Genomic DNA, 26,656 nt, shown 5'->3' with positions numbered 1-26,656 from the left:
ATGAAATCATTTTTCCGACGTTCAGCCCCCGGCCATCGGGTTGGGCTTCTGCTGGCCAGCGATCGCATCCTGCTGGCCTGTGTGGAGCCACGCCCCCTTTTTACCAGCCGCGCCGTCAATGGGCCCCACGAATGGCCGCAGGCCATGAGCGAGCTGTTCGGCCAGCATGGCCTGGCCAAGTCTAAGGTGCGGGTCGCCCTGGCCGCCACTCTTTATCAACAGATCCAGATCGACAAGCCCGCCGTGCCCGATGCCGAGATGGTCGGCGCCCTGCCCTGGGCCATCAAGGATTTCGTCAACGAACCGGTGTTGCAGCTCGCCATGGACTATGTGGATCTGCCGACGCCGCCGGCGGGACGACCGCGCATCAACGTGATCTGCGTCCCCAAGAACCGGGTAAAGCAGCTGGCGGATGCGGTCAATAATGTGGCAACCCTGGAGGCCATCGTCAGCGACGAGCTGGCCATGACGGCCCTCTACGAGGCGGATCAGACGGTGCGCATGCTGCTGTGGCAGCCCAGGGGGCAGGATCTGCAACTGCTGGTGTTCCATCGGGGCGGGCTCTGTTTCTCCCGCCAGCTGCGCGGATTCGGCGCCCTGACTAGTGCCCAGGAGCCCGATCGCGATCTGCTCGATGGGCTGACCCTGGAGATCCAGCGCTCTCTCGACTACCTCGCCGGCCAGCTCAAGCTGCCGGAGCCGGGTCAGATGCAGCTCGCCATCGGCTCACCCTTCATCGGCACGCTGGTGCGTCACCTGGAGCAGGCATTCGGCTTCCCGGTCTCCGCCATGGCCAATAAAGCCGTGCTGGCCGGGGTTGAGTATCTCTCCGCCTATGGCGCCGCCCTCGGCAGGAGTGAATGATGAAGCATCATATCAATCTCTACGGCGCCGAGTTCAGGCCCAAGCGTCAGTGGGCCAGCCTCAACCAGATGGCCCTGATCTGGGGCATCAGCCTGTTGTTGCTGGCCGGCATCGGCCTCTCCTATGGCTGGCAGCAGCAGGGGGTCAGCCGCGAGCTGGCGCAGTTGCAAGCGGTGCTGGAGATCAAGCGTGGCGAGGCGCAGCGCCTGGACGCCGAGCTGGCTCGCCACCTGGCCGACAGCCAGTTGCAGCAGCAGCTCCTCAATAAACAGGAAGAACTGAGTGCCAAGCAGGGGCTGATGCAACAGCTGGGTAGCCTCTCCTTGCAAAAATCCCAAGGCTACGCCGGCGTGATGGCCGATCTCGCCCGTTTACGCGATCCCCATCTCTCCTTGCAGCGGATCGAGATAAACGACGGACACATCAACCTCTCCGGTCTGGCGGATCGCAGCCAGGATGTCCCCGCCTGGGTAAATCGCTTCAAGCAGACGCCGTCCCTGGCGGGCAAGCAGTTTGGCGAACTGACGCTGAGCCGGGACAAGGGGGGTCAGTTGGCCTTCCAGCTCAGTGGCATCGAGCGGGAGAAACCCTGATGGAATTGAAAACACAGTGGCAGGGGTGGGCGCAGAAAGTCGACGCCCTCAGCCTGCGGGAGCGGCTCCTGCTCCTGCTGACTGGCGTGATCCTGCTTGGCGCCGCTGGCGTCTACGGTTGGCTGGATGCCGCCGGCACCCGTCTCGAGCAGGATCGGCAGGCCCTGACGGCGGCCCAGCGGGATCTGGAGATCCTGACACTCGAGAACCAGGGTAAGCAGGTCCGACTGGCGCGGGACCCGAACTCACAGGTGCGTGAACAACTCGGCAGCACCGAACAGAGTCTCGCCAGGCTGGATGCAGAGCTCAGGGCCCAGACGGTGGATCTGATCCCGGCTCACGAGATGCCCGCCGTGCTGGAGGCGCTGTTGTCTCGCTCCACCAACCTGCATATGCTGGCGCTCACCTCCCAGAAGCCAGAACCCTTGATGGCCGGCGAGCAGAAGGCCAACCTGTTCAAGCACGGCATCCGGCTCCAGCTGGAGGGCGGCTATTTCGACGTCTACCAGTACTTGAAGGCACTGGAAGCGCTGCCGCGCCACTTCTACTGGAAAAGCTTTGACTACCGGGTGATCGAACACCCCAAGGCGACGGTGGAGATGGAGATCTACACCCTCAGCACCAGCAAGGAGTTTATCCGTGGCTAAGTGGCTGACCAGATTCATTACCCTGCCGCGCCCCGGCAACCGGGCCGGCTTGGCCTGGCTGGCATTGTGGGGCAGTCTGCTGAGTCCGCAGGCCCTGGCCGAGGTGCTGCAGGACCCTACCGCGCCCCTGGCCGGCTCCAGCACGGGGGCCAGCCCCACCAAGGCGGCCGGCTTGCCCAGGTTGCAGAGCATCATCCTCGGCAACGGTCCGGCGCTGGCGGTGCTCAATGGCCAGAGTTACCGGATTGGCCAGCGGGTCGACGGCTATCAGCTGGTGGCGATCAGCGCCGATTCCGTGGTGCTGGAGAAGGGGGGAAAGCGCCAGGCGTTGACCCTGTTTGGCAGCAAGATCAGAAATTGAAGCCGGTTCCACGCAGACTGCTGCGGGCCAGGGTCATCGAGTTTAATTGCGAGTCAGGTGCATGAATAATATGAAGAAACCCCATTTCTGTCTGCTTCCCCTCGCCTTGGCGATGGCGGGCTGTACGACCTACAAGCATCCTGAGCCGGTGCAGGCCAAGGATGCCCTCAAGCAGGCCATGACCGAGCAGAACCAGACCGCCCCCCTGACCACCTTGCCCCCCTCGGTGCAAAGCGAGCTGCTGCAGCTCAATCGTCTCCAGCAGCCGGTGGCGGTGCCGGAGAAGCGGTTGCGCATCGCGGCCCATGACGTCGACGCCGTCGAGTTCTTCGGCTCCCTGTTCAAGGGATCCCGTTACAGCGTGGCGGTACACCCCGGGGTGGCGGGCTCCATCTCGGTGGAGCTCAAGGATGTGACCCTGCAGGAAGCCCTGGCGGTGGTGGGCGACATGTACGGCTTCGACGTGCAGCGCAAGGGTAACGTGTTCCACGTCTATCCGGCGGGGCTTCGCACCGAGACCATACCGGTCAACTACCTGATGATGGCCCGCCGCGGCCTCTCCCGCACCTCGGTCAGCACCGGCGGCGTCACCGCGAACGACAATAACAACAACGGCAATAACAACAACTTCGACGGCAGCAGCAACAACAACGGCAATAACGGCAACAACAATTACGGCTCCTCCTCCAACGGTGACAGCAGCAACAGCGACAACAGCAATGGCACCCGGATCGAGACGGACAGCAACAACGACTACTGGACCGATCTGCGCGACTCCCTGCAGACGCTGATCGGCACCGGCGAGGGGCGGGCGGTCATCACCAGCCCTCAGGCGGGCCTGGTCACGGTGCGGGCCTATCCGAAGGAGCTCAAGGCGGTACGCGATTTTCTGGATCAATCCGGCGAGCACCTCAAGCGTCAGGTGGTGCTGGAGGCGCGGATCCTGGAGGTCTCCCTCAACGAAGGCTATGAGCAGGGGGTGGACTGGAACGGTCTCTCCGCCAGTTGGGACGGCAACAAGGGGATCCGGGGCGGTGGCAGCCTTGGCAACAGCCAGGTCGGTGCCAGCAATCCCATCTTCAACGCCATCGGTGGCGGCGCCGGTTTCACCATCTCGGATGGCAACTTCGTGGTGGCGGTTGACCTGCTCAAGACCCAGGGCGACGTGAACACCCTCTCCAGCCCGAGAGTCACCGCGACCAACAACCAGAAGGCGGTGATCAAGGTGGGGACGGATGAATACTTCGTCACCAACGCCTCCACCACCACCACCACCTCGGGCAACTCGGCCCCCATCGTCACCCCCAACGTGGAGCTGACCCCCTTCTTCTCCGGCATAGCGCTGGACGTGACCCCGCAGATCGACGAGCAGGGCCGGGTGCTGCTGCACATCCACCCCTCCGTCATCGACACCGAGGAGCAGAACAAGACCATCAACGTCGGCACCGCCGATCCGCTGGTGCTGCCGCTCGCCAAGAGCTCCATCCGCGAGTCGGATACCGTGGTGCAGGCCAACAACGGCGACATCATCGTCATCGGCGGCCTGATGAAGACCGACAAAAAAGAAGTCGTCAGCAAGGTACCGCTGCTCGGCGACATTCCCTGGGTCGGCGAGGCGTTCACCAACCGCAGCGAGAGCACCCAGAAGGTCGAGCTGGTGATCCTGCTCAAGCCGACCGTGGTGGATAACGACACCTGGCAGAAGGAACTGCAGCGCTCCTCCGAGCTGCTCGACAAATGGTACCCGTCCAAGGGCTAAGCCATGACAGCGCATCCGTTGGTCGTGCACCGCCCTGAGCCACAGGAGGCCTCATGTACCTGAGTCACTTTGGACTGCAGGAGGCGCCCTTTGGCCTGACGCCGAACACCGGCTTCTACTATGGGCTGCCGCCCCATGAGGAGGCCCTGCAGGTGCTGAACTGGGCGCTGGCACAGGGAGAGGGCTTCATCAAGGTGACCGGGGAGGTGGGTACCGGCAAGACCCTGCTCTGTCGCAAGCTGCTGACCGAGCTCGGTTCCGAGCAAAGGCCGGTGCGCCTCGCCTGGCTGCCGAATCCCCATCTCACCCCCGCCGAGCTGCGCACCGCGCTGGCGCTCGATCTGGGCTTGTCGGTGCACGATGGCAGCGAGCTGGATCTGACCGATCGTATCCATCGCCACCTGATCGCCCTGCATCAGCAGGGCCAGCGGGTGGTGGTGTTGATCGACGAGGCGCAGGCGCTGCCGGACGAGACGCTGGAGGCGATCCGGCTGTTCGGCAACCTGGAGACGGAATCGAGCAAGCTGCTGCAGATAGTGCTGTTCGGCCAGCCCGAGCTGGATGCCAGGCTGGCCAAACCCCACTTGCGCCAGCTGCGCCAGCGCATCGGTTTTTCTTACTGTCTGCGTGCCCTGCGCTTTGACGAGGCCCGCGCCTATGTGGAGCATCGGCTGCACGTTTCCGGCTATCGCGGTGCGGCCCTGTTCGACAGCCGCGCCCTGCGCCTGTTGTGGCGCGCGGCGCGCGGGGTGCCCCGGCTCATCAACGTGCTGGCCCAGAAGTGCCTGATGCTGGCCTATGGCCGCGGTGAGCGCCGGATCGGGAGCCGACTGGTGCGCCTCGCTATTCGCGACACCGACGATGCCAGTCACCTCTCTTTCATCCGCTGGTGGCCGCTGCTGTTGTTATTGGGTGGCGCCCTGGTTTACGGAGTTTGGTCATGAGCGTGATCAATCAGATGCTCAGGGATCTGGAGCAGCGTCAGGGCGGAACCGAGGCCGCCGTCTATGTGGCGCCGGTGCGCCGACAGGGTTGGTGGATGCTGGTGTTGACCCTGCTGTGCGGGTTGGCCATCGGCATCCTCGGCTGGCGCACCTGGATCTATTGGCAGCAGAGCCAGAGATTGCAGGTTCCCACTGCCATGGCCGGGGTTTCGCAGTCAACTAGCGATGTCAGCCACATAAAAGCAGTCTCTTCAGCTGCCGAGACTCATGCCGTTATGCCGCTGTCGGCGGCCTTGAGCCTGTCGACCCCGCCGGAGGCCGCGACAGTCGTGGACACGCCACCGGCCGGGACGAGGGAACCCGCGGCCCTGGCGGATCTGCCCGCCGCTGACGATGAACCGCCGGCGCCTCAGCTTGAGCCCGAGGAGATGGCGGACGACGAGGTCGTGCCGAGCGATGAGGAGCTGCAACCGGATCTGCAGGCCGAGCTGGCCGCCGAACAGGAGGCGATCGCCGCCGCGCCACCCCGCAAGCCGGGGGTGCTGAAGATCGAAACGGTGGATCTTTCCGAGCCCGAGCTGGCGGCACTGGCGGAGCGCAAGGCGACCACCGCCATGGCCAAGGGCCAGATGCGGGAGGCGCAGGACAACTATTACCAGGTGCTGGCCCATGATCCCCACAATCAGGGGGCGCGCGAGCAGCTGGCGGGCTTGCTCTATGGCGAAGGCCGCCTGACCGAGGCCGGCCAGGTGCTGGAAGAGGGGCTCAGGCTGGCGCCGCAGCAGGCTGATTTTCGGTTGCTGCTGGCCCGGGTGGCCATCGGCGAGGGGGATCGTCAGAAGGCGCTCGGCTGGCTGACCGGCTATCAACCTGAGCTGGCCAGCAACATGGACTATTACGCAACCTGGGCCGGGCTGACCCAGGAGCTGGGGCAGAATGCCCAGGCGGCAGAGCTCTATGTCAAGCTGCTGCGCCAGCAACCGGACCAGGGCCGCTGGTGGCTCGGGCTCGGTGTGGCCGAGGATGGTCAGGGCCACAGCCAGCGGGCGCTGGATGCTTATCGCAACGCTCAGCTGCACGGCAACCTCGGCGAGGCATCGGCCCGTTGGCTGGAACAGCGCATCGCCCAGTTGGCGCCCTCACCATGACCCTCTCCCAGGAGAGAGGGGACAAATCGAGGTCGAGTTAGGCTCGCAGGTTCGATTAGGGTCGCCTAATCGGACGCGGTGGCGGCGGTGTCATCACTGTAATCGGCGTAATCAGAATCAGGAATTTGGAGTAGCAATGGCACAACCCAGACTGAAAATGCGGCTCGGCGACCTGCTGGTGCAAGAGCAGATCATCTCCGATGATCAGCTCCAGCTCGCCTTGCAGCAGCAGCGCCAGACCGGCCGCAAGCTGGGGACCACCCTGATCGATCTCGGCTTCATCAGCGAGGTGCAGTTGCTGCAGTTCCTCGCCCGTCAGCTGGACGTGCCCTTCTTCGATCTCAACAACCTCACCATAGATGGGGCGGCGGTGGCGCTGTTGCCCGAGGTGCAGGCCCGCCGCTATCGCGCCCTGGCGGTCAACCTCAGCGACGACAAGGTGACGGTGGCCATGTCGGATCCCGCCGATCTCAGCGCCCTCGATGCCATCGCCGCCCTGCTGCGTCCCCGCGAGCTGGTGCTCGCGGTGGCGCGGGAAGGCCAGCTGCTCGAGTACTTCGACCGCCTCTATCGCCGTACCCGCGAGATCGAGAGCTTCGCCGTGCAACTACACGAGGAGCATCAGGACTCGGGGTTCGAGCTGGGGGCCAGCAATCTCAACGGCGGGGCCGACGAGGGGGAGGCGACGGTGGCCAAGCTGCTGCGTTCCCTGTTCGAAGACGCGGTGCAGGTGGGGGCCTCGGACATCCACATAGAGCCGGACGAGAAGGTGCTGCGCATCCGCCAGCGGATCGACGGCATCCTGCACGAGAACATCCTCAGCGAGGTGCGCATCGCCCAGGCGCTGGTGTTGCGCCTGAAGCTGGTGGCCGGGCTCGACATCTCCGAGAAGCGGCTACCCCAGGACGGTCGCTTCGCCATGAAGGTACGCGGTCGCGACGTGGACGTGCGGATGTCGACCATGCCGGTGCAGCATGGGGAATCCGTGGTGATGCGTCTGCTGGATCAGTCCTCCGGCATACTGTCGCTGGCCGAGACCGGCATGCCGCCGGAAATTCTGGCGCGGTTTCGCCGTCAGCTCAAACGCCCCCACGGCATGATCCTGGTGACGGGGCCCACCGGCAGCGGCAAGACCACCACCCTCTATGGCGCCCTCTCCGAGCTCAATCAGGCCAGCCACAAGATCATCACGGTAGAAGACCCGGTGGAGTACCGGCTGCCCCGGGTCAACCAGGTACAGGTCAACGCCAAGATAGGCCTCACCTTCTCCCAGGTGCTGCGCTCCACCCTGCGTCAGGATCCGGACATCCTGCTGGTGGGGGAGATGCGGGACAACGAGACGGTGGAGATAGGCCTGCGCGGCGCCATCACCGGCCACCTGGTGCTGACCACTCTGCACACCAACGATGCGGTGACCAGCGCCCTGCGGCTCATCGACATGGGGGCCCCCGGCTACCTGGTGGCGAGCGCGCTGCGGGCCGTGGTGGCCCAGCGTCTGGTGCGGCGGGTCTGCGAGCATTGCGTCGAGGAGCAGGCGCCCGATGCGGGTCAGGCCACCTGGCTCGGCGTGCTCTCCGGCGAGGCGCCGGGTCAGCATGCGTATCACAAGGGGCGCGGCTGCCAGAGCTGCAACTTCACCGGTTATTCCGGCCGGATCGGGGTCTACGAGCTGCTGGAGCTGGATCAGGCCATGATGGATGCCCTGCGCCGCAACGATGCCGAAGGCTTCGCCCGGGCGGCGCGGGAGCATGAACACTACCGACCCCTGGCCCTGACCGCACTCGATTACGCTCGCCAGGGCATCACCTCGGTGGACGAGGTGCTCAGGCTGGCCGAGGATCTGGGCTAACTCATGGGATCATTTGCGTATAAGGGCCGCGACAGCCAGGGCAATGCCGTCAACGGGGTGGTGGAGGCCGCCAGCGAGATGGCCGCCGCCGAGCAGCTAATGCGCCGCGGCGTGATGCCGACCGAGCTGAAAGCCGGCAAGGCCAAGTCTGCCGGTATCGACTGGACCCTGCTGCTGGAGGGGGGCGTCAAGCTCGAGGAGTTGGTGGTGTTCAGCCGCCAGATGTATGCCCTGACCCGGGCCGGCATCCCGATCCTGCGCGCCATCGCCGGGCTGGAGGAGAGCTCCCACAGCAAGCCGCTCAAGCGGGCGCTGCATGCGCTGGGGGAGGATCTTGGCAACGGTCGTCCGCTGTCGAGTTCGATGCAGGCCCATCCCAAGGTGTTCAGCAGCCTGTTTGTCGCCATCATCCACGTCGGCGAAAACACCGGTCAGCTGGAGGAAGCCTTCCTGCAGCTCGCCAACTATTTAGATCTGGAGCTGGAGACCCGCAAGCGGATCAAGACCGCCATGCGCTACCCCAGCTTCGTGATGGTTGCCATCGGCATCGCCATGGTGATCCTCAACATCATGGTGATCCCGGTCTTCGCCAACATGTTCGCCAAGTTCGGGGTCGAGTTGCCGCTGGCGACCCGGATCCTGCTCGCCACCTCCCATTTCTTCGTCAACTACTGGTGGCTGCTGCTGAGCATCATAGTGGGGACTGTGGTTGGCTGGCGGCGCTGGGTCGCAACGGCCAAGGGCAAGCTGGCCTGGCACAGATGGCAGCTCAGGCTGCCCATCGTCGGCACCATCATAGAGCGCTCCCTGCTGGCGCGCTTCGCCCGCAGCTTCTCCATGATGCTCAAGGCCGGGGTGCCGCTCAACCAGGCGCTGACCCTGGTGGCCGATGCGGTGGACAACGCCTGGATGGCGAGCCGAATTCGCGACATGCGAGCCGGGATAGAGCGGGGGGAGAGCCTGCTGCGCACCTCGGGGGCCAGCGGCCTGTTTACCCCGCTGGTGATGCAGATGATCGCGGTGGGAGAGGAGACGGGGCAGGTGGACGAGCTGCTGCACGAGGCGGCCGAGTATTACGAGCGGGAGGTAGATTACGACCTCAAGAGCCTCACCGCCCGTATCGAGCCCATCCTGATCGGCATAGTGGCGGTCATGGTGCTGGTGCTGGCACTCGGTATCTTCACCCCCATGTGGGACATGATGCGGGCGGTTCGTGGCAATTAACGAGTCGCTTGCGGCATCTTCACTCCCTTGGTGGTGGGACATGATGCGGGCGGTTCGTGGCAAGTAACGAGTTGCTTGCGGCAACTTCACTCCCTTGGTGGTGGAACATGATGCGGGCCGTGCGCGGTCAGTGAAACGCGGCAAGCATGGCGAGGCCGGAGAGGGGCAAGGATGAGCAGACAGTCCGAGCAGGATGAGCGCTGGCTGGGGGGATATCGGCGGGCCGTTGCCGCGGTCCTGTTGTTGGTCATCATCGCCAGCCTGGCCCTGAGCTATCGCAACCACAGGGAGGAGGCGCTGGCGGTCAGCCTGAGCCTGCTGGGTGAGCAGTTTGCCGAACGGACCCAGCGCTTGCACGGGCTCTGGCTTGATCAGCGAAGACCCGAGCAGGTGTATGCACAAGGGGTGGCCTGGCAATTCGATGAGCGGGGCTGGCCACTCGGGGTGCTGCCGCTGCAGTCCCCTTCCGACAACTGCCGTCAGCTGTGGCTGACCTTGCTCGGCCAGGAGGCGCAGTCGATGCCGACCTTGCAAGTGCTGGCCAGCCGGGATGGCGGGGGTTGTGAATTTGGCTGGGAGACTAACTGGCTGACCTATCGCTTCTCTGATGGCAGGGTGGTGTTCAGATCCTGAATGGCGATTGAACGGATCCAGTCTGGACTCCGGGTTACATGATTTTTTTCTGTCCACATGAAATAATGTGGGCCATTACGGAGGCAGCATGGCAGCAAAGAGAGTGACGTTCGGTTGCGGATCCGGTCGGATGGCGGGTTTTTCCCTGATCGAGCTGGTGATCGTCATCGTGATCCTGGGGATCCTGGCGGTGACCGCCTTGCCCCGTTTTCTCGATGTGACCGACGAGGCGAAGAAGGCCAGCGTGGAAGGGGTGTCCGGCGGTTTCGCCACCGCCGTCTCGCTGGTGCGAGCCCAGTGGGAAGCCGAGGGGCGTGCCAAGCAGGACAGCCTCAACACCGTGCTCTACGACGGTTCGCGTTTCTATCTGACCACGCCGACCGAGAGCCAGGTCAGCAATGGTGAGCTCTCCCCCGGTTATCCCATGGACACGGCGGCGAGTGGCGCTCCCGATGTGGATCCGGCCAATCTGACGGCGGTCCGCTGTCTCAATATTTGGGAGGGCTTGTTGCAGAATCCTCCCAAGGCGACTGCCAACTTTGACGAAGTGCGCGGTAGCGGCAATGACCTGAAGTTCTATGCCACGGTGAGCAACAACGGACTGGATTCGGTCTGCCGTTACTATCTGGTCAACAGCTTGAACAAGGGCAGTGATGGACGGTATCAGGACCCGCAAGGGAGCACCGATGCCTATATGAGTTTCAGTTACCGGCCGGCCTCCGGTCAGGTGACGACCAATATCAATTAATAAACAGAGGAAAATGTAATGAAAAAGCAGGCGGGTTTTACCCTGATCGAACTGGTTATCGTGATCATCATTCTGGGCATTCTGGCGGTCACCGCCGCGCCCAAGTTCCTGAATCTGCAGGATGATGCCAATAAGGCTGCGGCTCAGGGTGTAGCAGCCGCCGTGCAAAGTGGCGCCCAGCTGGTCTACAGCCGTTCGGCGATCGATGGTACCGAGAAAATACAATCGGGTGCTTCCGTTGCTGTAGGTACCAGCTCTGCGACTATCACTTGGGGTTATCCTACTGCCGATAAGGCGGGGATTGGTCAGGTGGTCACTCTGGATGGCGGCTGGGCAGTGGATGACAGCGGTGTGTTCAGCACCGACCAAGCCAATAGCTGTGAAGTAATCTACAAAGCACCAGCGGCAGAAGGCGAGAGCTTCTCCGTCGCACTTAGCGGTGCCAACTGCTCGTAATGGGTTGTGAGGCGAGGCGTTTGCCTCGCCTTTTTTTATTTGGAATCAACAGAATGCAAAAGGGTTTTACCCTGATAGAACTGGTGATCGTGATCCTGTTACTCGGGATTCTGGCCGCCTTTGCCGTGCCCAAGTGGCTGGGCAAAGGCGGCTTTGAAACCCATACCCTGCGCGATGAACTGGTGGCCCGGCTGCGGCTGGTGCAAACCATCAACATGAATGAACCCTCCCAAGCTGGCTCCAGCAGTGCCAGGCATACCTTTTTTCAAGCTAAATCCGGACAGTTCTGGCACTACTCTGTGGCGCTTGCTGATGGAGCTGCCTCTGTACCAATACACATGGTGAACACTGACGTGTCGGTGACCCTCAACGGACAATCCGAATTCAGTATTCGTTTCGACAAACGCAGCGGTCGTCCCCTGACGCCCGCGACCTGTCTCATTACCGGCTGCAACCTGGTGGTGAGCGACGGTCAGGAGAGCACCAGACTGCGTATCGAGCCCGAAGGCTATATCCATGCGCTCCCTTGATGCCCGCCGTGGCTTCACCCTGATCGAGTTTATCGTCGGCATAGTGCTGCTGGCGGTAGCGCTGACCGGCATCCTGGGCTTGCTTGTCAATCAGGCTCCCCAGGCGGTGGACCCGGTGCAACAGGTGCGGGCGGCCCAACTGGCCCAGCGCATCCTGAGCGAGGCGCTGCAAAAATCCTTCGATGAACGCTCGGATCATAACGGTGGGCGCTTTCGCTGTGGCGAGACGGCTGGAACCCCTCCCGTGACCTATCCTGCCTGCACCAACACGGCCAGCTATGGCCCGGACAGCGGTGAGACCCGCCCTTATCAGTTCAACGACGTGGACGACTATCAGACCAGCGCCATCTGTGCCGCCACCAAGGAACCGCCCAGCTGTGATGGCGACTGGGTGCCTGCCAACTACTTCAGCGCCCAGAGCGGGCAGGGGCTCGACGAGAGCGAGTACCGGCAGTACGGGATCAAGATCCGGGTGAGCGGGGTCGATCTGACCAGTGCCAACCTTCCGGCTTGCAGCGGCACCTGCTCCACCGGCAAGCGCGTCGAACTCTGGGTGCGGCTGCCGGATCGCAGCGAGCTGGCCTTTGCCCTCTATCGGGGGAACTATTGATGGGGTCGCGGCAGCAGGCGCGGGGCTTTACCCTGATCGAGCTGGTGATGGTGATCCTGTTGCTCGGGGTCATGGCAACCTTCTCCAGCCAGTTTATCGGCATCGGCACCCAGATCTATGGAGAGGCCAGCCGCCGCGAGCAGTTGATGAGCGACGCCCGTTTCGCCATGGAACGGCTCAATCGCGAGCTGCGTGATGCAGTGCCCGGCTCGGTGCGGGTGGAAGCTTCTAATAGTGGGATACCGGGCGCCTGTCTGCGCTTTTGGCCCATTGTCACCGTCAACCGCTATCTGAGCCTCAATAAGCCCGTAGCAGGTCGTTTCGAGCTAACGCTGGTGGCTTCATCCGCCAGTGAACTTCCTACTGCTAAGGATTGGGCCGTTGTGTATCCCATCACAGGAGAGGGGAGGCTAGAAGCGGGATGCGTCTATGGCAACTGTGTGGCGACTGTGAAGGATCCACCACCGAGCGCCGTGAACGGGGTAGGGACTGTGACCGTGGATGCGGCGTTTGATGGGGAATCCCCCGCCAAACGCATCTATTTTGCTAATCAGCAGGTGCGTTATTGTATCGACGCTCAGGGTACCTTGATGCGGTACAGTGAATCTACTCGTGGGTCCGCGCACGCCCTGATGGCAGAACATATTCGGCCCACCGAATCCTATTTCTACCGAGACCCCGCCGCCTTCAGCCCGAGCGAGGTGGGGTTGCGGCTGGTGTTCGAACAGCGCGGCGAGAGCGTCAGCTTCAACCACAAGCTGGAGGTGCTCAATGTTCCTTAAGCCGCTTCCCGCCAGCAAACGGGCCCAGCGCGGCAGCGCCATCATGATCGCGCTCTTCGTCATCGTCATCATGGCCTTGCTGGCGGCGGCCATGGGCCGCTTCCTGGTGGACAGCGGCGAGAAAAATACGGTGGAGGTGCGGGGTGTTCGGGCTTTGATGGCGGCCCAGAGCGGGCTGGAAATCGCCCTCTATCGTCTCTACCCCAACAACAGCTGGACGGCCCAGCAGTGCGCCGCATCGGCCACCACCACCTTTGCGCTTCCCGGGCTGGTGAATTGTCAGGCGACCGTCACCTGCACGCCGCTCAATGTGAGCGCGGCCGGTACCACCCGGACCGGTTATCGCTTCAGCAGTGAAGGGATCTGTGGCGATCCGGATCAGGATCTGAACAGCCCGAACCCGGATTTTGCTGTTAGCCGAACAGTAGAAGCGGAAGCCTTTGATGGAACCACCCCGTGAGATCCTTGTTAAGGAGTCAGACCCCATGAAGTCCCGCCACCGTATTTGGGGTTCAGCCTTGTGGCTGCTGCTGGGTTCTGCCTCGGTACAGGCGGCCAATCAATGCACCGAAGCCTTTGTCTACCCGGTGCAGAGCCATGCCTCCCCTGGCATGCTGAGCATGAATGGTCAAAGTTCGATCACCAGTACCACCGTGGGGACCAACTATCCCTTCCTTGGCAAGAACATCCAGCCGAACGCCAGCTGCAACAATGGTGGGGGCTACAATGGCGGTACCTACGTATCGAATTGTAATGTCAGCGGATCTTTGGCCAGCCCGATCAAGAGTCAGGCTTTTATCAGCGATCCCAATGATTTTCCGGTCAATCCAGGTGGGTTCCCCAGCTACAGCGGACAGAGTGATCTGGCCTGTTCCAACGCCATCTCGCCAGCCGCCGGAGACTACAGAAATGCGGTCTGGAGCAATGGTAGTTGCGTGGCAACCCTGAAAGCCGGGCAAACCTATCGCTTCGACTCCTTGTCACTTTCTGCCGGGGCTGTACTCAACCTCAATGGGGCAACAGTCTATGCCAAAACCGTACTGGTAAATGGCACCTCGGATGGCATCAAGGGGAGTGGCAGCCTGCATGCCTCCTCTCTCACCGTCACTGACAACGGCAAGCTGTCGGGGGCCAATGTCACCGTGTACAACAGCCTGGATCTCTCGCCCAATTCGGTGGGCAATGTCACCTCTACTTTCCAGCCGCACTATATCGACAATGTGAAGGTGACCAAGGGGGGGCAGATGGTCATGGCGGCGGGTCGCTGGTCCATCAAGAATATCAACCTCAGCACCTACAACACCAATACGCCAGCCATGCTGCTGCAAGGACAAAGTTCCCTCAATGTTTATGCATTGACCATGAGTGCTGCTGGTATTTCGGCTGCTGGCAACCGCAGCGATCTGGCCGTCACGCTCTACCAGACGCTGGACATGAACAACGATTCCATTATCAGTGGTTACCTGCTGGGCCATTACGTGAAGTCGTTCAAGTTCTTGGGGAACGCGGCCAACAACCTGTACTTCAGTGGTGGCGCCCACTGGCTTGGCACGCTGGAGCTGGGCAGCAACAACGGGCTGGTATTTGACAGCGGCAACGTTGCCCAACTTTACCTCAACAGCGCTCTGAGCCTGAGTGATCAGAAAATGGTCAACGCCAATGGCAAGGCTAACAACCTGATGATCTACGGCTTTGGCAAGGTCACCATGAGTGGCAATGCCAAACTCAACGCCATCCTCTATGTGACTGCGGGCGATCTGGACATGAGCGCTCAGGCACAGTTGACGGGGGCTGTGTCTGCGGTAAATGTCACCATGACGGGCAACAGCAAGATCATACATGAGCCCTTCGGCGGTGACTGGCCCGGCATGTGTTCCCCTCCCGGTTGCAAAGATATCTTTACCGATCCCCCCTCGGAAGGCGTCAGCATGACGCCGCCGCCCGGTGTACTGGTGCCCCCCCTCGGGGATCTGGTGTGCAGCAAGCAGGGGAATGGCACCAGCTGTACCGGCCACAGCGGCAACAGCTTCGTGCCAGGGGATCACGACTTCAACAACGGCAGCATCAGCAACAAGGCCGAGATCATTGCCACTGGCGTGACGGCGCGGCTCTACTTCAACAATCTCGATCTGAACAACGCCGAGCTCAACCCCAACAATCTGCCGGAGAATCTCTTTATCTATGTGAAGGGGGATCTCAAGATAGCCGGGCAGAACAAGATCAATGCTGTCGTCTATGTGGCGGGCAACGTCAAGATGACCGGCAACGCCAGCATCGAGGGGGCGCTGGCGGCCGGTGGCAATATCGACAGCGGCGGTAACAGCGATTTCGATTTCTCTCAGGATGCCGTCGATAACGTCGATCTCGGTGGCATCACTTGCGGTGGAGGCTCGGGGGGGAGCCAACTCGATCACTTCGAGCTGACCCATTCCGGTCAGGCGCTCACCTGCAATCCGGAGACGGTAGTTATCAAGGCCTGCGCCAACGCGGGTTGTTCCCAGCTCGTCACCGAGCAGGTCAGCGCTACCTTAAGCCTCACTCCCAGTTCCGGCAGCAATGGCTGGGTCGGCGGCAATCAGGTGGTCTTCAGCGGGGGCTCGACCTCGGCCCAGCTACGCAATAATACGGCCAGTGCCGTGACCATCGGGGTCTCAAGTTCGACCCCTGGCTTCCTCCATGGAACCCTGTGTCGGGCGGGCAGCGGGGCACTGAGCGCCGCCGCCTGTACCCTCAACTTTGCCGACAGCGGCTTCCTGTTCGATGTGCCGGATACCCTGGCCAACAAGCCTCAGGATGTGGTGATCAGCGCAGTCAAGAAAGACACTGCGACCCAGCAGTGTATCCCCGGCTTTATCGGTGCGCGCTCGGTCGGCTTTTGGGGAACTTATACAGACCCGAGTACCAATATCTTCAACAGCAAGATAACGATAGATGGCAACGCTATCCCGACTTATGCCGCCAGTGTTACTTCCCCGGCAGCAACGACCATCAATTTGACCTTCGATAGCCAGGGCAAGGCAACCCTGAAAAAAGTCAGCTACCCGGATGCGGGCCAGATGCGGCTCAATGCTCGCCACGATGGCAGCGGGGATACTGCGGGGCTGGTGATGACGGGCTCGGATCTCTTCGTCAGCCGCCCGGTCGGGCTCTGCATCACGCCAACTCAGGGGGCCTGCGCGGCAGGAAATATCAGCTGTCCTGTGTTCAAGAAGGCGGGCGACGACTTCCAGCTGAATATCGGCGCCGTGGCCTGGCAGGCCGATAACGACACCGATCTTTGCAGCGGCAACCTGGCGACCCCCAACTTCACACTGGCCAATATCGCGCTCGGCAGCCAGCTGGTGGCCCCCAAGCCCGGGGTCGAGGCGGTGGTCAGCAAGCCGAGTTATGACCATGCCATCGCGGCCAGCAACAACCTCAATGCCGTCACCCAGTCGCTCAACGAGGTCGGGGTCTTCCAGATGACGGCGACGCCACCGGTGGCAACGTCTGCATCGACGGGTTATTTCGGTTACACCATTCCTGCCGCCACCAGCGTGCCAGTGGGGCGCTTCGTGCCCTGGGACTTCAACCTGATGAGCGGCACCGTCACTCCGGCCTGCGGTGGCTTCAGCTACATGAGTCAGCCGTTTGGTGTGCAGACGACGGTGCAGGCGCGCAACAAGCAGTCGGGGATCACCCAAAACTACCGGGACGCCTTCGCCAAGGGGGTTATCTCCCTGGTGGCGGCCAACAACAAGGACGGGGTGGATCGCTCCAACCGGCTGGATCCCCTGACCAAAAACTGGGTGAGCGGGCAGACCAGCTTCGATGGTCAGAACCGTTTCGTGCGGCTGCGAGAACTGACTCCGGCGCTGACCGCGCCGGAGGAGCCCCTGCGGCTGCTGCGGCTGGGCCTGAAGGTGACGGATGGCGAGGCTACGGCGGTCAGCTTCCTCACCGGTCGGGACATGAACCCAGGGGTGACGGGGGATTGCCAGAGCGGGGTGAACTGCACCGCCAGGCAGCTCCCCATCCCGCTGGGGTCGAGTAACACCATGATCGCCTATTACGGCCGGTTGCTGGCCAGCACCCGGCAGGGGGTCGCCAGCGCCCCGTTGGCGCTGCCGCTGCAGGTGCAGTATTTCGAAGGAGGCCAGTGGCGAGTCAATCAGCAGGATGTCTGTACCCAGGTCTCTCTGGCAGGGGGCGGCATCCTGTTTACCGATCCCGATCAACACTATGACGCCGGGACGGGGGATCTGACGCTAAAAGATGGCACTCGCATCCGCCTCGGTCTCGGTCAGGTCGCCCCCGGTGGCAGCCAGACCCGCTTCGGTGCCGGCGAGACCGGGTTCCACTTCGCGCAGCCCAATCAGACGGTGCGCATTCCCTACCGGATCCTGCTGGCCAATCAGCCGTCACAACCGACCTGGCTGGCGGATCCGGCCATGACGGATCACCTGATGGGGGAGGCCATTTTCGGCCGGGACAGGGGCAACGATCGGATTATTTATCGCCGTGAGGTGATGCCCTGAAATTGATCTGCGAAAGGGGAGAGAGGCCGTTTACCATTGGCTTGCGTCTTATCTCCTTGTTTCGTAGTGTTTGTCGGCCTGTGCGGGTGAGTGATGACTCGCATTTTTGTCGCGCCTGATTGATTGGCGACAGTTTGAGCGCTTGCCCATTGGGGTGGGCATTGGTAAAGTTAGCCGGTTTTCCGCACCTCCAAATTCTTAGGATTTCCCGTAGCCATGTTCAAAAAGCTCAGAGGCGTCTTTTCCAACGATCTGTCGATCGACTTGGGAACTGCCAACACCCTGATCTACGTAAAAGATCAAGGGATCGTCCTTAACGAACCCTCAGTTGTCGCCATTCGCCAAGAGCGCGGGAACGCCAAATCGGTCGCTGCTGTCGGTCATGCCGCCAAGCAGATGCTGGGTCGTACCCCAGGCAACATCTCCGCCATCCGTCCGATGAAAGACGGCGTCATCGCCGATTTCTACGTGACCGAGAAGATGCTGCAGCACTTCATCAAGCAGGTTCACGACAACAACTATTTCCGCCCCAGCCCCCGTGTGCTGGTGTGCGTGCCGTGCGGCTCCACTCAAGTCGAGCGCCGTGCCATCAAGGAATCTGCACTGGGCGCCGGCGCCCGTGAGGTCTACCTGATCGATGAACCCATGGCTGCCGCCATCGGTGCCGGCCTGCCGGTCTCCGAAGCGACCGGCTCCATGGTGGTCGACATCGGTGGTGGTACCACCGAAGTGGCCATCATCTCCCTGAACGGCGTGGTCTACTCCCAGTCCGTGCGCATCGGTGGTGACAAGTTTGACGAAGCCATCATCAGCTACGTGCGTCGCAACTACGGCAGCCTGATCGGGGAAGCCACCGCCGAGCGCATCAAGCACGAGATCGGCTCCGCCTACCCGGGCGAAGAGGTGCGCGAGATCGAAGTCCGCGGCCGTAACCTGGCCGAAGGCGTGCCGCGCAGCTTCACCCTGAACTCCAACGAGATCCTGGAAGCGCTGCAAGAGCCGCTGTCCGGTATCGTCTCCGCGGTCATGGTGGCCCTGGAGCAGTCCCCGCCCGAGCTGGCGTCCGACATCTCCGAGCGCGGCATGGTGCTGACCGGTGGTGGCGCCCTGCTCAAGGACATCGACCGTCTGCTGATGGAAGAGACCGGCATCCCGGTCGTCGTGGCTGAAGATCCCCTCACCTGTGTCGCCCGCGGTGGCGGCAAGGCGCTGGAGCTGATCGATATGCACGGTGGCGATCTGTTCCACTACGAATAAGACCCAAAGCCGGCCGAGCGCCGGCTCTTTTTTGACGACTCATGAAACCCATCTTTGGTAGAGGCCCTTCGCTTCAGTTACGGTTGTTTCTCGCCGTCATCATCTCTGTCGCTGCCATCGTCGCGGATTCCCGCTTCGGTGTGTTCACGCACGTCCGCGTCTATCTGAGCTCGCTCGTCAGTCCGCTGCAATATATCGCCAATGCGCCCGGTACCTTGCTCGACACCATGTCGACCCAGGTTCAGACCCGATCCAGCCTCATCGAGCAGACCAAGCAGCAGGAACAGCAACTGCTGACCCTGCGCTCGCGCCTGCTCAAGCTGGAGCAGCTGGAGCATGAGAACCAGCGGCTGCGAGAATTGCTCGGCTCGCCGGTGCACAAGGAGTCCCGCAAGATGGTGGCCGAGCTGCTGTCGGTGGATTCCGACCCCTTCAGTCATCAGGTGCTGATCAACAAGGGGGCGCTGGACGGTGTCTACAACGGTCAGCCGGTGATCAACGATCAGGGGGTGGTCGGTCAGGTGCTGCACGTGGGATCCACCACCAGCCGTGTCCTGCTGATCACCGACTCCAGCCACGGCATTCCGGTGCGGGTACTGCGCAACGACTTGCGCGCCATCGCCTCAGGCGGCGGCGAGCTGGACAAGCTGGACTTGCGCAACTTGCCGCGCAACACCGATGTGCAGGTCGGCGATCTGCTGGTCACCTCGGGTCTCGGTGGCCGCTTCCCGGAAGGGTATCCGGTGGCGACGGTGACGCGATCCGACTATGTGGAGGGCAAGCCCTTCGCCCAAGTCGAGGCCAGGCCGCTGGTGGCGCTGGATAGATTGCGCTATCTGCTGCTGCTCTGGACCGACAAGAAACCGGATGTGAACGACAAGGATGCCCTGGCGCCCGCAGCGACAGCACCTGTAGCGCCAGCCACCTCGGCGGCGACAGCACCCGCTGCACCCGCCACCTCGGCAGCGGGGGCGACGCGCTGATGCTGCAACCCGCCAGTGGCAGGATCTGGATCTGGGTCTCGATCCTGCTGGCTCTGTGCCTGTCGATCCTGCCGCTCCCCTTTCAATTCGAACCCTTCCGGCCGGACTGGCTCGCCATGGTGCTCATCTACTGGGCGCTGGCGCTGCCCCACAGGGCCAACGTCGGCACCGCCTGGGTGGCGGGCCTGCTGCTGGATGTGCTGCTCGGCAGCACGCTCGGGGTGCGGGCCATGGCCATGGCCATTACCACCTATCTGGCGGCCTTCCAGTTCCAGAAGATCCGCAATTTCTCCCTCTGGCAGCAGGCGCTGATCATCGGCCTGCTCTCGCTGGTGGGCAAGATCACGGTATTCTGGGCCGAGCACCTGTTCAGCCGTGCCAGCCTCAACTTCGCCTATTTTTGGTCGACGCTGACAACGATGTTAATATGGCCCTGGATTTTTATGGTCTTGCGCAAGGTGCGCCGTCACTTCAATATCAAGTGAATATGAGCAAAAACAACGCATTGTCACTGTAACTCATCTCATTAAGTGAATATGAACAAGCACAACGAACCGCAACTGTATCTCGCCTCGGGCTCGCCCCGCCGGCACGAATTGCTGACCCAGTTGGGCTACCGCTTCGAGGTGCTCAGGCTGGATGTGCCCGAGCAGCGCAGCGAGGGCGAGAAGCCCCAGGATTACGTCTGCCGGCTCGCCCGGGACAAGGCGATGGCCGGTCTGGCCGCGGCGCCAACGGCACTGCCGGTGCTGGGCGCCGATACCATAGTGGTGCTGGGGGATCGGGTGCTGGAGAAGCCGTCCGATCTGCTCGATGCCAAGGACATGCTGGAGGCGCTCTCCGGCCGCGTGCATCAGGTGATGACGGCGGTGGCACTGGCCACCCCCGAGCGTTGCGACGTGCGGCTGGTCACCACCAATGTGGCGTTTCGCAAGCTGGATGAGGCCGAGATCGAGGCCTACTGGCGCACCGGTGAGCCCTGCGACAAGGCCGGCAGCTATGCCATTCAGGGCATTGCCGGCAAGTTTGTCAGCCGCATCGAGGGGAGCTACAGCGCCGTGGTCGGCCTGCCCCTGCTGGAAACGGATCTGCTGATCAAGCAGTGCCTCAAATAGCGACTCGAGCAACGAGATCCTTGATGACATGAGTGGTCGGTGACGCCTGCCTCGATCGTTCGATTACGCCGACGGGCTAATCGAACCTACACACCCAATACGTAGGTTTGATTGGCCGCGGAGCGGCGTAATCAGACGTTCCAGAATTTAAAACTAGAAAGGCAAGGTAACTTATGTCAGTCGAACTGCTGGTAAACGTCACCCCCTCCGAGACCCGGGTCGCCCTGGTCGAGAACGGTCTGCTGCAGGAAGTGCATGTGGAGCGTCAGGCCAAGCGCGGCATCGTGGGCAACATCTACAAGGGCAAGATCAGTCGGGTACTGCCCGGCATGCAGGCCGCCTTCGTCGACATCGGCATGGACAAGGCCGCCTTCCTGCACGCCTCCGACATAGTGCCGCACACCGAGTGCGTGGCGATCAAGGAGAAGGAGCAGTTCCAGGCCGGCAACATCGCCGAGCTGGTGCGCCAGGGGCAAGACATCATGGTGCAGGTGGTGAAAGATCCTCTGGGCACCAAGGGTGCCCGCCTCACCACCGACATCACACTGCCATCCCGTTATCTCGTGTTTATGCCGGGCAGCGCCCACGTCGGCGTCTCCCAGCGCATCGAGTCGGAGGCGGAGCGTGAGCGCCTCAAGCGTACCGTGGCCGGTTATGTGGACGATCTCGGTGGCTACATCATCCGTACCGCCGCCGAAGGGGTGGGTGAGCAGGAGCTGGAGCAGGATGCCGCCTTCCTGAAACGGCTGTGGCGCAAGATCCTGGAGCGCAAGCAGAAGTACCCGCCCTGCAAGATCCTGTACGAGGATCCCAGCCTGGCCTTCCGGGTGGTGCGCGACTTCGTCGGTGCCGAGCTCGACAAGATCCGGGTCGATTCGCGCCAGAGCTTCGATCAGCTCAAGCGTTTCACCGAGGAGTATGTGCCCGAGCTTGCCAACAAGCTGGAGTACTACCTCGGCGACTCCCCCATCTTCGATCTCTACGATGTGGAGAACGAGATCCAGCGTGCCCTCGAGCGCAAGGTGGAGCTGAAATCCGGCGGCTACCTCATCATCGATCAGACCGAAGCCATGACCACGGTGGACATCAACACCGGCGCCTTCGTCGGCCACCGCAATCTGGAAGAGACCATCTTCAACACCAACGTCGAGGCGACCGCCGCCATCGCGCGCCACCTGCGCCTGCGCAACCTCGGCGGCATCATCATCATCGACTTCATCGACATGCAGTCCGAGGATCACCGCCGCCGGGTGCTGCACAGCCTGGAGTTGGCGCTGGCCAAGGATAGAGCCAAGACTAACGTCAACGGCTTCTCCCAGCTCGGGCTGGTGGAGATGACCCGCAAGCGCACCCGCGAGAGCCTGGAGCACGTGCTCTGCTCCGAGTGCCCCGAGTGCAAGGGACGCGGCCGGGTCAAGACGGTGGAGTCAGTCTGTTTCGAGATCCTGCGGGAGATCATCCGGGTCAACCGCGCCTACGATGCGGATCAGTTCACCGTCTATGCGGCGCCGTCCGTTGCCGATTACCTGCGGGGCGAGGAGTCCCACAGTCTGGCCGAGCTGGAAGTCTTCATCGGCAAACAGGTCAGGGTGGTGACCGAGCCGCTCTGTGGGCAGGAACAATTCGATGTGGTGATGATGTAATTGGTCTACCGCTGGCTGAGTCGGGGCTGGTTAGCCCTCGGGGTCTTCTTCGTGCTGCTGGCCATCATGGTCAGTCTGGTGCGCCTCGGCGGCCCCCTGCTCAACCAGCACAGGCAGGCGCTGATCGCCACCCTGCTCGGCGACAGCCAGCTGGAGGTCAGTGTCGAGCGCGTCGGGCTGGACTGGACCCGTCGTGGCCCGGCCCTCGAGCTGCAAGGGCTCGCCATCGCCCCGGATTCGGGGCGTTTCTCCCTGCGTCTGGGCAAGGTCTGGGCTCATCTCGATTTCTGGCGCTCTCTCAACGAGTGGCGGCCGGTGTTCGGCCAGTTGCTGCTCAGCGACGGCGACATAGCGCTGGATCTGGCCCAGCCGGCGGAGTCGGCGAGCGCGAAGACCCCGAACCAGCAGCAAGCCTTGCTGCGCTTCCTGCTGACCCAGCTCTCTACCTTCGACATTCACGACACCCGCCTCAGCATCACCACGGCGCTGGGTGAGGTGCGCGCCCTCAACATCGCCCAGCTGCGTTGGCAAAACCGTGGCAAGCGCCATCAGGGGGTGGGCAAGGCCTATCTCATCAACGGGGTGGGCGAGAGCACCATCGATCTCATCCTGGATGTGGATGCCCCCGAAGCCCGGCTCGATCGCTTGCGGGGCCAGCTCTATCTGGGCGCCAGCGAGCTCGACATCAGCCCCATGCTGGCGCGGATCCACGCCGGCGAACCCAAGGTGACGGGTCAACTCGACTTCCAGCTGTGGAGCGAATTTGCCAACGGTCAACTGGGCGACTCGCTGCTGGCCTTTGGCAACAACCATTTGATCTGGCAGGACGAGGCCAAGCAGGTGCCGCATCACGGCAAGGCCCCTGCTGGCAAGGAGAGCCGGTCCGGGCGTGACGAGCAAAAGAAGGACAAAGGCGCTTATCACCGGCTCGAGCTGCGCGGTGGCAAGATCCAGTTGCGCCGTGAGGGCGAGGACTGGCAGTTCGCCAGTCATGACGTCATTTTCAAACTCGATGGCGCGACCTGGCTGTACAGCCGTCTGCAACTCGAGCGGACAGGTTCTCGCATCCAGGGTTATGTGCCTGCCATCGACCTCAGCCAGATCGCCAGCCTGAGCCAGCTGGTCTCCGGCCTCTATCCCAAGTTGACCGAGACCCTCAAACGCACCCAGCCCACGGGCAAGTTGCAGGATCTGATCTTGCAAGCCGATGCCGACTGGCAGGGGCTCTCCCTCAACGGGCACCTGGTCGGGTTCGGCACCAAGGCCTGGCGAGATGTGCCCGGCCTGCAAAACCTGGACGGTGAGTTCTGGCTGACTCCGGCGGGCGGCAGCGCCCGCTTGAGCCTTGGCAAGGGCAAGGTGGATCCGGCCCGCCACTTCAAGGAGCCGATCCCGGTGAACAGCCTGGGGGCACGGCTCGACTGGTGGAAGGCGCCACAGGGTTGGGTACTCTATGGACAGGACATTCTGCTGGACAACTCGGACTTGCACCTCGCCAGCCGCTTCCGGCTCGATCTGTTCGAGCATCCCTTCCTCGCCCTGACTGGTCGCATCGACGTCAAGACGGCGGCCCATGCGGATCGCTATTACCCGTTGGCGGTGATGAGTGACGGCCTGGTGGATTACCTGAGCGGCGCCATCAAGGGGGGTCAGGCATCGAGCGCGGATCTGCTCTGGTACGGCGAATTCAGAGACTTCCCTTACGACAACGGCAAAGGAGTCTTCCAGGTAGCGGTGCCCCTCGAGCAGGCGACTTTCCAGTTCTTCCCAGGTTGGCAACCCCTCACCGACCTGCAGATCGATCTGCTGTTCCAGAATGCGAGTCTGGACATGAACAGCCGCTCCACCCGGCTCGGTAAGGCCAGCTCCGATGCGGTACATGCCTGGATCCCGAACCTCGCCCCCGGTGCCCATCTCTATGTGGATGCCAAGGTGGCGGGTGAGGGCAAGGCCATCAGCGACTATCTGCAGGACTCGCCACTGGGCGGCTCAGTGGGGCAGGCGCTGCGGGAGATCGAGATCCGCGGGCCCATGAAGGGTTCGGTCAAGCTGGACATTCCCCTCGATGGCAAGAGCGAGGTCAAGGCCAGCGGTGATGCCCTGTTCCATAACAACAAGGTCAGGATAGCAACCCTGGACATGCCGCTGGAGAGCGTCGATGGCCGGCTCGAATACGACAACGAACACACCCGTTTCCGCAACCTCAAGGCCAGCCTGTGGAATCAGCCGCTGACCCTGGATTATCAGGGCAAGCAGCTGCCGAATCGCTATCAGGTCGATCTCAAGTTCAAGGGACTCTGGGACAGCAGCCGCCAGCGCCAGGATATTCCCGCCCTCGAGATGCTCAAGGGACGCGGCAACTGGACCGGTACCCTGGGGCTGACCCTGCCGGAAAACAGCCCCTTCAACTTCCAGCTGGCACTGGACTCCAACCTGCAGGGGATGGGGCTGGACTTGCCGGTCCCGCTGGCCAAGGTGGCGGCTAGTCAGCTCCCTCTCAAGGTGACGGTGCGGGGCCGTGACGGCAGTGCCGATATTCGCGGCGTGCTGGGCGCCGATGTGGATATGCAGAGCCGGCTGGTCTACGGCGAGGGGGCTCCTTACTTGAGCCGGGTGCGGGTCGACATAGGTCAACCGGGCGCCCGGGTATTGCAGGACAAGCCCATGCTGCTCGCCATCAATCAGCAACAGGCGGACGTGGCCGGCTGGCTGGCGCGGCTCAAGCGCTGGTTGCCGGATCAGGCGCCGGGTGGCAATGCGGTCGTCGGCCCCGCCTTCCTGCCACAGGAGTGGTGGGTGGATGGCCAGCTGGCCCGGGCCGACATCGGCAGCGCCAACCTCAAGGCGGTGCACTTCACCGTGGGGCCGGTCAACCAGGCCACCGAGGTGATGATCGACAGCCCGGATGTGATGGGGGTGGTGCGCATTCCCGTCACCGGCAAGCAACCCATCGATGCCAAGTTTGCCCGCATCCATTGGTCCGGCAAGGGCTCGGATCTCAGCCCTGAGCCCAATGCCCGTCAGGACAAGGCCATCATGGATACCATTCCCTGGCTCACCTTCAGCTGCGTGGATTGCCGCTTCGGCAGCCTGCCCCTCGGTGAGTTGAAAGGGGAGTTGGTGCCCGGTAACAACCGGCTCGATCTCAAGGGACTGGAGATGAAGCTCGCTGGCAGCACCCTCAAGGGGAGTGCCGAGTGGCTGGCGCAGCCCAACCAGATGCAGACCCGTGCCCAGGCCAGGCTCGACACCCAGAACAGCGAACTCTTGCTCAAGCGGCTCGGCTTTACCTCCCCCATCGGCGATGCGCCAGGCAAGCTGGCACTGGACCTGAACTGGCGTGACGTGCCCTATAGGCCCAATGTGTCGACCCTGGCGGGCAGCGCCGATCTCAAGCTGGAGGGCGGCACCTTGCGTGAGGTCAATGACAAGGGGGCGCGACTGCTCTCCCTGCTCAGCCTGGATTCCCTGCTGCGCAAGCTGCGCCTCGACTTTCGCGATGTGTTCGACAAGGGCTTCTACTTCGAGTCCATGTCTGCCTCCGCCAAGGTCAAGCAGGGCCAGGTGGATAATCAGGACTTCTTCATGAAGGGGGCGGCTGGCAACCTGCGCGGTGAGGGCATCGCCGATCTGGTGCGCTGGCGGCTCGATTACGAGTTGAGCTTCTCCCCGAATCTGGGGGGGACTCTGCCGGTGGTAGCCGCATTCTCGCTGACGCCGATCACCGGGCTCTATGTGCTGGCGCTCTCCAAGCTGCTGGAGCCGGTGGTGGATGTGGTGACTCGCATCGATTTCCGGGTCTCGGGCCCGCTCAACGATCCGAAACTGATCGAGGCCGGCCGGGACCGGGCGCGCATCAAGCTCAATCAGCAACAGAAGGACGCGGTCGATGCGGTGGCACCCAAGCTGCCTGCCGAGGAAGTCAGCCCCTTCCTGCTCAATCCCAAACATCAGGGGTCCGGTCAGCGCTGACAGGGTGGTACTGTCATCACA

The 26,656-nt window shown here is 62.5% G+C and carries 23 protein-coding genes; all 23 read left to right on the top strand.

Going from position 1 to position 26,656, the window contains the following annotated elements; all coding sequences use genetic code 11:
* The 23 genes from MM194_RS07205 (at position 1) to MM194_RS07095 (ending at position 26,635) form a co-directional block, all read left to right on the top strand.
* Positions 1-864 (top strand): MSHA biogenesis protein MshI, encoded by an 864-nt coding sequence (locus MM194_RS07205; RefSeq protein ID WP_241343156.1) that lies wholly within the window; start codon positions 1-3, stop codon positions 862-864.
* Complete coding sequence (locus MM194_RS07200; protein WP_033131659.1) at positions 864-1,457, top strand: PilN domain-containing protein; 594 nt, start codon at positions 864-866, stop codon at positions 1,455-1,457. Before MM194_RS07205 ends, MM194_RS07200 begins: the two co-directional genes overlap by 1 nt.
* Entirely contained in the window at positions 1,457-2,104 is a 648-nt protein-coding gene (locus MM194_RS07195) for an MSHA biogenesis protein MshJ (RefSeq protein ID WP_241343155.1), read from the top strand. The genes MM194_RS07200 and MM194_RS07195 overlap by 1 nt, the downstream gene beginning before the upstream one ends.
* Positions 2,105-2,153: 49 nt before the next feature.
* Complete coding sequence (locus tag MM194_RS07190) at positions 2,154-2,465, top strand: MSHA biogenesis protein MshK (protein WP_033131689.1); 312 nt, start codon at positions 2,154-2,156, stop codon at positions 2,463-2,465.
* Between the two features lie 70 nt (positions 2,466-2,535).
* Entirely contained in the window at positions 2,536-4,224 is a 1,689-nt protein-coding gene (gene mshL, locus MM194_RS07185; protein WP_033131661.1) for a pilus (MSHA type) biogenesis protein MshL, read from the top strand.
* Between the two features lie 53 nt (positions 4,225-4,277).
* Positions 4,278-5,168 (top strand): AAA family ATPase, encoded by an 891-nt coding sequence (locus tag MM194_RS07180; RefSeq protein WP_033131662.1) that lies wholly within the window; start codon positions 4,278-4,280, stop codon positions 5,166-5,168.
* Entirely contained in the window at positions 5,165-6,316 is a 1,152-nt protein-coding gene (locus MM194_RS07175) for a tetratricopeptide repeat protein (RefSeq protein ID WP_241343154.1), read from the top strand. The genes MM194_RS07180 and MM194_RS07175 overlap by 4 nt, the downstream gene beginning before the upstream one ends.
* A gap of 136 nt (positions 6,317-6,452) precedes the next feature.
* Positions 6,453-8,165, top strand: coding sequence for an MSHA fimbrial ATPase MshE (gene mshE / locus MM194_RS07170; RefSeq protein WP_033131664.1), 1,713 nt, complete (start codon positions 6,453-6,455; stop codon positions 8,163-8,165).
* Between the two features lie 3 nt (positions 8,166-8,168).
* A complete protein-coding gene (locus MM194_RS07165) occupies positions 8,169-9,389 on the top strand; it encodes a type II secretion system F family protein (protein ID WP_241343153.1) in 1,221 nt (406 codons plus the stop codon).
* Between the two features lie 171 nt (positions 9,390-9,560).
* Entirely contained in the window at positions 9,561-10,022 is a 462-nt protein-coding gene (locus tag MM194_RS07160; protein ID WP_241343152.1) for a hypothetical protein, read from the top strand.
* A gap of 88 nt (positions 10,023-10,110) precedes the next feature.
* On the top strand, positions 10,111-10,770 hold the full coding sequence (locus tag MM194_RS07155) for a prepilin-type N-terminal cleavage/methylation domain-containing protein (RefSeq protein ID WP_052101138.1): 660 nt from the start codon (positions 10,111-10,113) through the stop codon (positions 10,768-10,770).
* Between the two features lie 18 nt (positions 10,771-10,788).
* Positions 10,789-11,226 (top strand): prepilin-type N-terminal cleavage/methylation domain-containing protein, encoded by a 438-nt coding sequence (locus MM194_RS07150; protein ID WP_241343151.1) that lies wholly within the window; start codon positions 10,789-10,791, stop codon positions 11,224-11,226.
* 53 nt (positions 11,227-11,279) lie between these two features.
* The gene (locus MM194_RS07145) at positions 11,280-11,756 is read left to right on the top strand and encodes a prepilin-type N-terminal cleavage/methylation domain-containing protein (protein ID WP_277605060.1); all 477 of its coding nucleotides are present in this window, start codon (positions 11,280-11,282) and stop codon (positions 11,754-11,756) included.
* Positions 11,743-12,366: a type II secretion system protein gene (locus MM194_RS07140; protein ID WP_241343150.1), complete on the top strand. Its 624-nt coding sequence runs from the start codon at positions 11,743-11,745 to the stop codon at positions 12,364-12,366. Before MM194_RS07145 ends, MM194_RS07140 begins: the two co-directional genes overlap by 14 nt.
* Complete coding sequence (locus MM194_RS07135; protein WP_241343149.1) at positions 12,366-13,148, top strand: type II secretion system protein; 783 nt, start codon at positions 12,366-12,368, stop codon at positions 13,146-13,148. Before MM194_RS07140 ends, MM194_RS07135 begins: the two co-directional genes overlap by 1 nt.
* 43 nt (positions 13,149-13,191) lie before the next feature.
* Positions 13,192-13,608, top strand: coding sequence for a hypothetical protein (locus MM194_RS07130; protein WP_033131692.1), 417 nt, complete (start codon positions 13,192-13,194; stop codon positions 13,606-13,608).
* Between the two features lie 25 nt (positions 13,609-13,633).
* Complete coding sequence (locus MM194_RS07125) at positions 13,634-17,665, top strand: DUF6701 domain-containing protein (protein WP_241343148.1); 4,032 nt, start codon at positions 13,634-13,636, stop codon at positions 17,663-17,665.
* Between the two features lie 216 nt (positions 17,666-17,881).
* Positions 17,882-18,922, top strand: coding sequence for a rod shape-determining protein (locus MM194_RS07120; protein ID WP_005308111.1), 1,041 nt, complete (start codon positions 17,882-17,884; stop codon positions 18,920-18,922).
* A gap of 41 nt (positions 18,923-18,963) precedes the next feature.
* A complete protein-coding gene (gene mreC, locus MM194_RS07115; protein WP_241343147.1) occupies positions 18,964-19,905 on the top strand; it encodes a rod shape-determining protein MreC in 942 nt (313 codons plus the stop codon).
* Entirely contained in the window at positions 19,905-20,390 is a 486-nt protein-coding gene (mreD, locus tag MM194_RS07110; RefSeq protein WP_033131672.1) for a rod shape-determining protein MreD, read from the top strand. The genes mreC and mreD overlap by 1 nt, the downstream gene beginning before the upstream one ends.
* A gap of 51 nt (positions 20,391-20,441) precedes the next feature.
* On the top strand, positions 20,442-21,020 hold the full coding sequence (locus MM194_RS07105; RefSeq protein WP_033131673.1) for a Maf family protein: 579 nt from the start codon (positions 20,442-20,444) through the stop codon (positions 21,018-21,020).
* A gap of 173 nt (positions 21,021-21,193) precedes the next feature.
* Positions 21,194-22,663, top strand: coding sequence for a ribonuclease G (gene rng / locus MM194_RS07100; protein WP_033131674.1), 1,470 nt, complete (start codon positions 21,194-21,196; stop codon positions 22,661-22,663).
* A complete protein-coding gene (locus tag MM194_RS07095; protein WP_241343146.1) occupies positions 22,664-26,635 on the top strand; it encodes a YhdP family protein in 3,972 nt (1,323 codons plus the stop codon). It abuts the gene before it with no gap.
* Positions 26,636-26,656 lie beyond the last annotated feature (21 nt).

The organism is Aeromonas sp. MR16, assembly GCF_022549315.1.
GTDB lineage: Bacteria > Pseudomonadota > Gammaproteobacteria > Enterobacterales > Aeromonadaceae > Aeromonas > Aeromonas aquatica.
The sequence above is the reverse complement of the archived record's forward strand: the minus strand, read 5'-3'. Positions and strand labels throughout refer to the sequence as shown.

Excerpts from the sequence above, each read along its gene's own strand:
- MM194_RS07180 (WP_033131662.1), top strand. The coding sequence starts at position 4,278 with ATGTACCTGAGTCACTTTGGACTGCAGGAGGCGCCCTTTGGCCTGACG.
- MM194_RS07120 (WP_005308111.1), top strand. The coding sequence starts at position 17,882 with ATGTTCAAAAAGCTCAGAGGCGTCTTTTCCAACGATCTGTCGATCGAC.
- MM194_RS07130 (WP_033131692.1), top strand. The coding sequence starts at position 13,192 with ATGATCGCGCTCTTCGTCATCGTCATCATGGCCTTGCTGGCGGCGGCC.
- MM194_RS07155 (WP_052101138.1), top strand. The coding sequence starts at position 10,111 with ATGGCAGCAAAGAGAGTGACGTTCGGTTGCGGATCCGGTCGGATGGCG.
- MM194_RS07195 (WP_241343155.1), top strand. The coding sequence starts at position 1,457 with ATGGAATTGAAAACACAGTGGCAGGGGTGGGCGCAGAAAGTCGACGCC.
- MM194_RS07125 (WP_241343148.1), top strand. The coding sequence starts at position 13,634 with ATGAAGTCCCGCCACCGTATTTGGGGTTCAGCCTTGTGGCTGCTGCTG.
- MM194_RS07145 (WP_277605060.1), top strand. The coding sequence starts at position 11,280 with ATGCAAAAGGGTTTTACCCTGATAGAACTGGTGATCGTGATCCTGTTA.
- MM194_RS07105 (WP_033131673.1), top strand. The coding sequence starts at position 20,442 with ATGAACAAGCACAACGAACCGCAACTGTATCTCGCCTCGGGCTCGCCC.
- MM194_RS07205 (WP_241343156.1), top strand. The coding sequence starts at position 1 with ATGAAATCATTTTTCCGACGTTCAGCCCCCGGCCATCGGGTTGGGCTT.
- mshE (WP_033131664.1), top strand. The coding sequence starts at position 6,453 with ATGGCACAACCCAGACTGAAAATGCGGCTCGGCGACCTGCTGGTGCAA.
- MM194_RS07165 (WP_241343153.1), top strand. The coding sequence starts at position 8,169 with ATGGGATCATTTGCGTATAAGGGCCGCGACAGCCAGGGCAATGCCGTC.
- mreC (WP_241343147.1), top strand. The coding sequence starts at position 18,964 with ATGAAACCCATCTTTGGTAGAGGCCCTTCGCTTCAGTTACGGTTGTTT.
- mreD (WP_033131672.1), top strand. The coding sequence starts at position 19,905 with ATGCTGCAACCCGCCAGTGGCAGGATCTGGATCTGGGTCTCGATCCTG.
- MM194_RS07175 (WP_241343154.1), top strand. The coding sequence starts at position 5,165 with ATGAGCGTGATCAATCAGATGCTCAGGGATCTGGAGCAGCGTCAGGGC.
- rng (WP_033131674.1), top strand. The coding sequence starts at position 21,194 with ATGTCAGTCGAACTGCTGGTAAACGTCACCCCCTCCGAGACCCGGGTC.
- MM194_RS07200 (WP_033131659.1), top strand. The coding sequence starts at position 864 with ATGAAGCATCATATCAATCTCTACGGCGCCGAGTTCAGGCCCAAGCGT.
- MM194_RS07140 (WP_241343150.1), top strand. The coding sequence starts at position 11,743 with ATGCGCTCCCTTGATGCCCGCCGTGGCTTCACCCTGATCGAGTTTATC.
- MM194_RS07160 (WP_241343152.1), top strand. The coding sequence starts at position 9,561 with ATGAGCAGACAGTCCGAGCAGGATGAGCGCTGGCTGGGGGGATATCGG.
- MM194_RS07150 (WP_241343151.1), top strand. The coding sequence starts at position 10,789 with ATGAAAAAGCAGGCGGGTTTTACCCTGATCGAACTGGTTATCGTGATC.
- MM194_RS07135 (WP_241343149.1), top strand. The coding sequence starts at position 12,366 with ATGGGGTCGCGGCAGCAGGCGCGGGGCTTTACCCTGATCGAGCTGGTG.
- mshL (WP_033131661.1), top strand. The coding sequence starts at position 2,536 with ATGAAGAAACCCCATTTCTGTCTGCTTCCCCTCGCCTTGGCGATGGCG.